Genomic DNA, 6,453 nt, shown 5'->3' on the forward strand with positions numbered 1-6,453 from the left:
TCAGCCGAGGCCGGCGGAACCGGTTTTTGAGCCAAAACTGCCTGCGAAACAGGCAAAACGGCTTTCAAAGGGCGAGCGAGTCTCTTCTGTGTTGAAACAGACATGGAAAAACCTCCGAAGGGTTCAAGCAGCGATCAGGGCTGCAGGGGGTTGGGAAGGGGTTGAGGAAGAGGGCAGCGCCTTGCGGCGTGGCGCCAGGGCCAGCCGCTTGGCGGTGGCATGCAGCTCGGCCGTGCGAAAGTCGCCCCGGCCGGTGTAGAAGACCCGGGGTCGCGACAGCACCACGTCCACGGGTTGGCCGGCCACCACCTGGGGGCCATGGCGGTGCCACCAGGCAGCCGCCTCACGGCCAGACCAGCGCACCAGCCAGCTCTCCACTTGCCGGGATTCAGAACCCAGGCGATCCAAGAGCCGCAGCGTGAGCTGAAACGTGCCGTCCGCAGCAGGAGCAATCACAGGCCGCTGCTTGGCAACAAACATGGTCGAAGTGACGAGGGTGGGCATGGCAGGCCTCGCTTGGTCAGTGAGACGAGCCGGGAGGCAGGCGGGAAGGCATGCGCCCCATGGCGGCAGGGGAAACCGCCTCCGCCCGCTTGAGCTCGGCCACCTCGACAGGGGCAGCACGGCGCTCATCGGCCACGGCCTCCATCGCCTCCAGCTCGCTGGGGCCCCAAAGATGGGCCGTGCCCAGCACCAGGGCCATCACCAGCACGCACAGGGCATTGATCAACGTGGTGCGGCTCATGGCGTCACCTCCGCCAGGTTGCCGAAGTCATCGATCACGGCAGGCGTGGCGCATTGCCAAAGCCGGCCGCGCTCATCCCACATCGACAGCTTCAGGAAATAGCGGAGGGGCTCCAGAAGCCAGCAGTTGGGTCGCTGATCGCGCATCCTGTACCAGTAGCCCTGCGAGGTGTGGCCGAATTCAGACTCGGCGGTGTAACTGGCCCACCTGAAGGGCGAACCAGGGCGCAAGACGATGGGCTCCGCCAGCGGCTCGCGAGAGGGCAGGATGGCGGCACTCATTCGCCACCCCCGACCCGATCCACGCACAGCACCGCCAGGCCCGTGGTGTGGTGGGCGGCAGCCTGGGCGCGGTCAGCGCTGGCGGCTTTGAGCTGGATGGTCGGCAGCTTGCCGTCGGCGGCGTGACCATGAACCTCGGAGCGGTCCAGGTCCTTGGGGATCAGGGTTGCGCGGTAGCTGTGCAGCTGCCGGATCTCGTTCGTGTGCATCGTTCACTCCTTTCCGCGTTGGCTGCGGTATGGAGATTAGTCTATTATGAGTAGACAATTCATGTCAATCAAAAATAGACAAATGTCTATCTAAGATGGAAGCTACCTATGGCGCTTGGGCTGAGTGGCTCGTGCAAGAAATCGTGCTCGGCTGGCTGACTCTGCTTCGGATGGCTAGAGGGCTTGTGGCGACAAGTCGATTCACGTCGGTACGAAATCTGATCAGCGTAGCCAGTTGATTCGAGTCAGACCCAACACCGTACGCTTCGTGTTCAATGGGTGGGTGCTTGTACGATGCGCACCCATCGCGCATAGGCTTGCTTGGTGCGCAGGCTACAGTCGTGTGGTGAGTTCGCTTGCGGTCCTGATCCAGCCACCGTGTGGTGCGCAATACAGGTAGAGCGACTAGCTTTATGACCTAGTTAGTACGGAATTTATATAGAACAGCATGCTGCAAAGCTTTGTTGCAAACTTTGTCCGGTGCTTTTTGTGCTAATCTAGGCTGAAAATGCCTGATGTGGCCTGCAGGTTAGTTCGGTCTAAATTACGTTAAGTCATTATGGATGAAAAATCGGAAATCGACCTCTCCATTCTTTATGATGGATTAATGAAGGCGGTTGATGGCAATAGAAGTAACACGTACTGCTTAAGCTTGTGGAGTAAGTTCATTCGGGAGCGGGATGGGCACCGCTGCGTCATTTGCAATTCTAAAAATGGCCTTTCTGCCCATCATATAATTCGCAAAAGCTTTTGGAGGTATCTACGCTATCAGACTGGTAATGGTATTACGCTTTGCCGTGTATGTCACAAAGATCCGCATGCCGGATTTAACGGTCGACCTGATCTCAGCCAACCTATGGATGCTCAAGGTGGCGAAAAGATTGATTTGTTCACAGGCTATTTGGGTGCTCTGGTAATTGACTCTAGCAGACGTAGTCTCTTTGATGAGCATCTCTATTACTTTGGCGACAGAGCGCTGCATGCGTTTAGGGAAATACAGGGGATATCGGATGCCGCGATTTTTGAAGGCCGTAGAATTGAGCAGGCATATCAGATTTGGAATCAAACACCTAGAGGTATGCTAGAGGCCATGATGCGGTCGTTTGGGGTCAAAATACCCGAAGACTACGTTCAGAATGAAATTGCCACTATTCATTATTCCAGCACGATAAAAAAGAAAGATGGCTCGCCTGCAGATGTGCTGTATTTTCGGTACATCCCGCCGACAGAGTTCAAGGACAATCCAGATGATGCCGGGAGTTAAAATTGAACCGATACACCTGTCGGTAGTCTAAATGATCGTCCAATACGGGGGATATGCCTGCGGCATTCGATGGTCTATATCGATACTCTACGCGCTTCGGTGCCACTTGCTTTCCCGTTAAGCGACTAATTTCTCTTGCTGGCACCGACTGCTCCAGATCGCTCTCGCTCGTCGTATCGGGTGCCCACATGCTGGAACATGAGTTCTGAGATGCTGGTGTCGAATCAGAATTAGTGGGCTATTTTGAATTGGCTGTGAGATTAAATTGAATTAATTGGCTGCCCTCATAAGAATACTTATGATGTCGCTGGATCCAAAAACTGTCTCGAATTCTCGAAATCTATATCGGTTATTTCATTTCCACACATCTCGCGTGCAAACGGCATTGCTGCCTCCGCCTCCGTAACCTCTATTCCGGCTGCCACTTTGAGGCTGCAACCACGGCGGCGACTGGGTATATCCATTCAATCTCATCCCGCTCGAGCGTCTTTCTGTGATTGCCGTTGACGGACTCAATGACGACCTCATGCAGTCGGTCAATGATCAGCTCTTTCACCATTTTTGATCCATCTTTCAGCGCGATCGCTACGTATTCGCCTGGGACTGGGCGCCCATTTGGCTCCACGATCACGAAAGATCCATGTCGGATGGCTGGATGCATGCTGTCACCCTTTACGCGTAGTGCATAGGCTTTGGGATCTGAGCTGTAGCCGTCAACGTAACCATCACCGTGCCCGCCAGGGTATTGAAGTTCTTCGTAGTAGCCGTCCGAGCCCATCTTTGCCGTCCCGACAACAGGAGTTCTGCGCGTGGTCTTCGGTGTGCCCGCTGGCTCGAATCCTTCCTGTTGCTCAATCAAGTCACCGGGCAGCGGGTACCCGGTCAATTCGTGAATCGCCATCACTTGGTCATAGCTGGGCTTGTTCTTGCCAGTTTCCCAGTGACCGATGGCACCTTTGCTGCGGCCGAGCTTCTCGCCCAACTGCTCCAGCGTTAGCTGCCCGCGTGCGGCTTTAACCCAGTCTTTCAGTTCCATTCGCTGATCGTATAGCTCAGGTAGACGGAAATGGTCTACGAATGATTGATGAAATGGTCTATCTAAAGTAGACTTGCGGGAATTGCTGCTTGAAGGAAGTGACATGGAGCACCCCATTGATCGGGCTGGAAAGGTTGTTGGTTCGTTGGCTGAATTGGGTCGTCGCCTGGGGGTGACCCGAGGTGCCATCAATCATTGGAAGTTGCCGGGGCGCTTTACGCCGGCTGAGCATTGCCCCCGCATTGAGCGAATGACTGGAGTTCGATGCGAGGAGCTGAATCCCGAGGTCGAATGGGCTGTGCTGCGAACTGCGCAGCCGGTCATTCTTGAATCCCCGGAATAAGGGCGGTGCATGCCCTACAAGCTAACTCACACGTGGCTATCAATCGGGTTGCCTCTCTGGCGTCGCGAAGTGTTTGATTTCCCCTGCGCTCTTGCGCCCCCGTCTTGGGATTTGTTGGTGGGCGGGCGCTGTCAAAGCAGATTGAGTCGACATCCAGGCACGTTGCAGTCGAATGCGGCATCTGGCGTCAGTGCGCAAGTACTGGTGTGCGTTGTTCGGGAAAGGTCGTATTGCCCATCACTACGCGGCATGGCTCCGAACCAAATTGTGGAATTGCGACAGCAGGCGCTGCACACGATGTTTGGCCGCTATGGCCTCGGATGTGCACTTGCCTCCAGGCAAAGTCTCTGTCGCCTCTTCAGTCAATTGCACAAGTCTTGCCATCAGCCTGTCGAAGGCTGGCAAGTCATCACGAAACCGATCCGTATACAGCAGCGTCAGCAAAAGCCGCTGCGCCCTCAACTGCGCCCGCATCTCGGCCTGCTCTTCCAGCATGGGCCCGGCCACCTTGACCAACGCGTCATGCATGGCGGCTTCCAGGTCGCTTGGGTTCATGTCCATCGGTGTGCCTTTCTGGTTTTGGGTTGGGTCTGTGTTCATGCCCTCCAGTTTCTGGTCCAGCCGCGCTGGCCGTATTTCAAATTTCACAGGGGATTTTCAAAATGACTGATGTCGTCGCAGCGGCGGAGGCGGCCGTGCGCGGGTATCCGGGCAGCACCAAGGTGGTCGCGCTGCTGATGGAGAAGAACCCTTCCAGCCTGGCCAGCGAGATCCTCGAGGCGGGGGCGGCCAAGCTGGGCCTGCGCGATGCCGTGAAGATCTCCCAGGTCACCGGCAGCAAGGCCATCCTGAACGCCTTCGCCGAGGCCCTGGGCTGCACGGTCATCGCCATGAACCACCAGTTGACCGGCGCCGACCCCATGTACCTGCTCAGCCAGCTCGGGGCCAGCTTCGCCCGGGTGCTGGAGATCGAGGCGGCCGCGGCCTCCAAGGCCCGACCCAACTACAACGACCTGCAGGAGCTCGAGAAGCGCTGGCTGGCCCACGTGGCCATCGGGCAGGAGATCGTGACTTACCTGCGGGCTGCCTACGACCACGGCAAGCCCGAGAGCATGAAGGCGCCCCGTTTATGAGTGGAAAACTGGTCGGCATGGTGTTTGACCACTACCCGAACGGGGGCAGCGAGCTGCTGCTGGCGGTGAAGCTGGCAGACAACGCCGACGACTTCGGCCACAACATCTACCCCTCGGTGGCCACGCTTGCGCGGCAGACCCGGCAGTCTGTGCGCACTGTGCAAAACCAACTGCGCCGCATGCAGGACATGGGCTGGCTGCTGCTGGTGCGTCACAGCGCGGGCGGTCGCGGCTTGGCCCGGGTGTACCAGATCAACCCCGCCTTTGTGCGGGCCTATGACAGCCGCATCCCACCGGCCGAACGAGGCACCTGGGCACCCAATGAACCGGGCACCGGAGCCGACCCAAACGTGCCCCAGGCCGCCCGGCAAAAGGGTGCAAACCTTGCACCCTTTGCCGAAGGGGTAGAAATTGACGCAAAGGGTGCAACGCTGGATGCACCCTTTCATCCCAAAACGCGGGCCAACAGCGCTCGCCTGCACCCATCACAAAAGGGTGCAGACCTTGCACCCTTTGTTGAAACTGAAAGGGTGCAACCTGGAGCACAAAAGGGTGCAACAGCTGTTGCGCGAAAGGGTGCAACAGCTACTGCACCCGAACCGTCATTAACCGTCATAGAACTAAATACCCCCCTCACCCCCCTGCCGGGGGAGAGCGAGATCGACCAGGCTTTCCAGAACTTCATCGAGGCCTTTCCGCAGGCTCGTCGCCAACGGTTGGTCGACACGCGCCAAGCCTTCGACGCGGTGGTGGGGCAGGGCGAGGCCACTGCACCGCAGATCGCCGAGGCTGCAGCCCGCCAGGCCAAGGCCCAGGCTGGCGACTGGTTGCCGGGCAATGGCCGGTGCTTTGCCCCCACGCCGCTGCGCTGGCTGCGCGAGAAGCGCTGGCAGGACATGGCTCTGGCGCCTATGGGGCCCGCGACACCGGCCGCAACCCCACGCCCCGAGGCAGAGCCAGTGCGGGCCAGTGACCTGACCGCCGAGCAGCGTGCGGCCAACAAGGCCCGCGCTGCGGCACTGGCCCAGGCCACCCGCGATGCCGTGAACCAGGCCCGGCTGGCCCGCCTGGGCGAACGGAGGGCCAACGCATGACCCGAACCTACATCCTCACCCAACTTCTGCGCCTGGGCCCGCTGACCCTGCGCGAGATAGTCGCCATCACCGGGTGGCCCTCCAGCGCCGCCGGGTGGGCACTGCGCAACACCCTGGACTCCAACGCAGTCCAGGAGCTGCGCCACCGCAGCGGTGTGCGCTACGTGGCCACGGCCGGCAGGCTCGATGGCCAGGCAGTCGACCAGGTCGAGCCGGTGGAGCAGGGCAGGGCCCCCACCCCCCGGGTCTGCGGGTCCTCCCGGCAGGGGGCCAACGCGGGTAATTCGCACCGCCCGCTCGGGCTGTTGCGTGAGTGCCCTAAGGGGGTTAAGTGAAGCTCATCCCCCT

At 59.1% G+C, this 6,453-nt stretch carries 11 protein-coding genes; 5 read left to right on the forward strand and 6 right to left on the reverse strand.

Translation table 11 applies throughout. The features are described 5' to 3' along the window. Positions 1–123 precede the first annotated feature (123 nt). From F624_RS0106870 to F624_RS0106885, 4 genes are read right to left on the reverse strand one after another with little or no spacing between them, the layout of a single operon-like run. Positions 124–504 carry a hypothetical protein gene (locus F624_RS0106870; protein ID WP_019573539.1) on the reverse strand — a complete coding sequence of 127 codons (381 nt, stop codon included), beginning with the start codon at positions 502–504 and terminating at the stop codon, positions 124–126. A gap of 16 nt (positions 505–520) precedes the next feature. Next, a complete protein-coding gene (locus tag F624_RS0106875) occupies positions 521–745 on the reverse strand; it encodes a hypothetical protein (protein WP_019573540.1) in 225 nt (74 codons plus the stop codon). Beyond that, on the reverse strand, positions 742–1,026 hold the full coding sequence (locus F624_RS0106880) for a hypothetical protein (protein ID WP_019573541.1): 285 nt from the start codon (positions 1,024–1,026) through the stop codon (positions 742–744). Before F624_RS0106880 ends, F624_RS0106875 begins: the two co-directional genes overlap by 4 nt. Further along, a complete protein-coding gene (locus tag F624_RS0106885) occupies positions 1,023–1,235 on the reverse strand; it encodes a hypothetical protein (RefSeq protein ID WP_019573542.1) in 213 nt (70 codons plus the stop codon). The genes F624_RS0106880 and F624_RS0106885 overlap by 4 nt, the downstream gene beginning before the upstream one ends. Before the next feature lie 559 nt (positions 1,236–1,794). On the opposite strand from F624_RS0106885, the gene F624_RS0106890 reads away from it, so the two are divergent. Beyond that, a complete protein-coding gene (locus tag F624_RS0106890; protein WP_031254342.1) occupies positions 1,795–2,499 on the forward strand; it encodes an HNH endonuclease in 705 nt (234 codons plus the stop codon). A gap of 409 nt (positions 2,500–2,908) precedes the next feature. Here the strand turns inward: F624_RS0106890 and F624_RS32270 are convergent, their stop codons facing one another. Beyond that, entirely contained in the window at positions 2,909–3,535 is a 627-nt protein-coding gene (locus F624_RS32270; RefSeq protein ID WP_019573545.1) for a LexA family transcriptional regulator, read from the reverse strand. A gap of 103 nt (positions 3,536–3,638) precedes the next feature. Here F624_RS32270 and F624_RS36475 point away from each other — a divergent pair, with 103 nt between their 5' ends. Further along, entirely contained in the window at positions 3,639–3,878 is a 240-nt protein-coding gene (locus F624_RS36475) for a transcriptional regulator (RefSeq protein WP_019573546.1), read from the forward strand. Between the two features lie 240 nt (positions 3,879–4,118). On the opposite strand, the gene F624_RS0106900 is transcribed toward F624_RS36475, so the two are convergent. Continuing rightward, the gene (locus F624_RS0106900) at positions 4,119–4,478 is read right to left on the reverse strand and encodes a hypothetical protein (protein WP_157443360.1); all 360 of its coding nucleotides are present in this window, start codon (positions 4,476–4,478) and stop codon (positions 4,119–4,121) included. A gap of 62 nt (positions 4,479–4,540) precedes the next feature. Between F624_RS0106900 and F624_RS33295 the strand changes: the two genes are divergently transcribed. The 3 genes from F624_RS33295 to F624_RS0106915 are packed head-to-tail and all read left to right on the forward strand — an operon-like array spanning position 4,541 to position 6,440. After that, the gene (locus F624_RS33295) at positions 4,541–5,011 is read left to right on the forward strand and encodes a phage regulatory CII family protein (protein ID WP_019573548.1); all 471 of its coding nucleotides are present in this window, start codon (positions 4,541–4,543) and stop codon (positions 5,009–5,011) included. Then, positions 5,008–6,105 carry a helix-turn-helix domain-containing protein gene (locus tag F624_RS33300; RefSeq protein ID WP_157443361.1) on the forward strand — a complete coding sequence of 366 codons (1,098 nt, stop codon included), beginning with the start codon at positions 5,008–5,010 and terminating at the stop codon, positions 6,103–6,105. Before F624_RS33295 ends, F624_RS33300 begins: the two co-directional genes overlap by 4 nt. Next, a complete protein-coding gene (locus tag F624_RS0106915; RefSeq protein ID WP_019573549.1) occupies positions 6,102–6,440 on the forward strand; it encodes a hypothetical protein in 339 nt (112 codons plus the stop codon). The genes F624_RS33300 and F624_RS0106915 overlap by 4 nt, the downstream gene beginning before the upstream one ends. Positions 6,441–6,453 lie beyond the last annotated feature (13 nt).

This window comes from Curvibacter lanceolatus ATCC 14669 (genome assembly GCF_000381265.1).
Lineage (GTDB): Bacteria > Pseudomonadota > Gammaproteobacteria > Burkholderiales > Burkholderiaceae_C > Curvibacter > Curvibacter lanceolatus.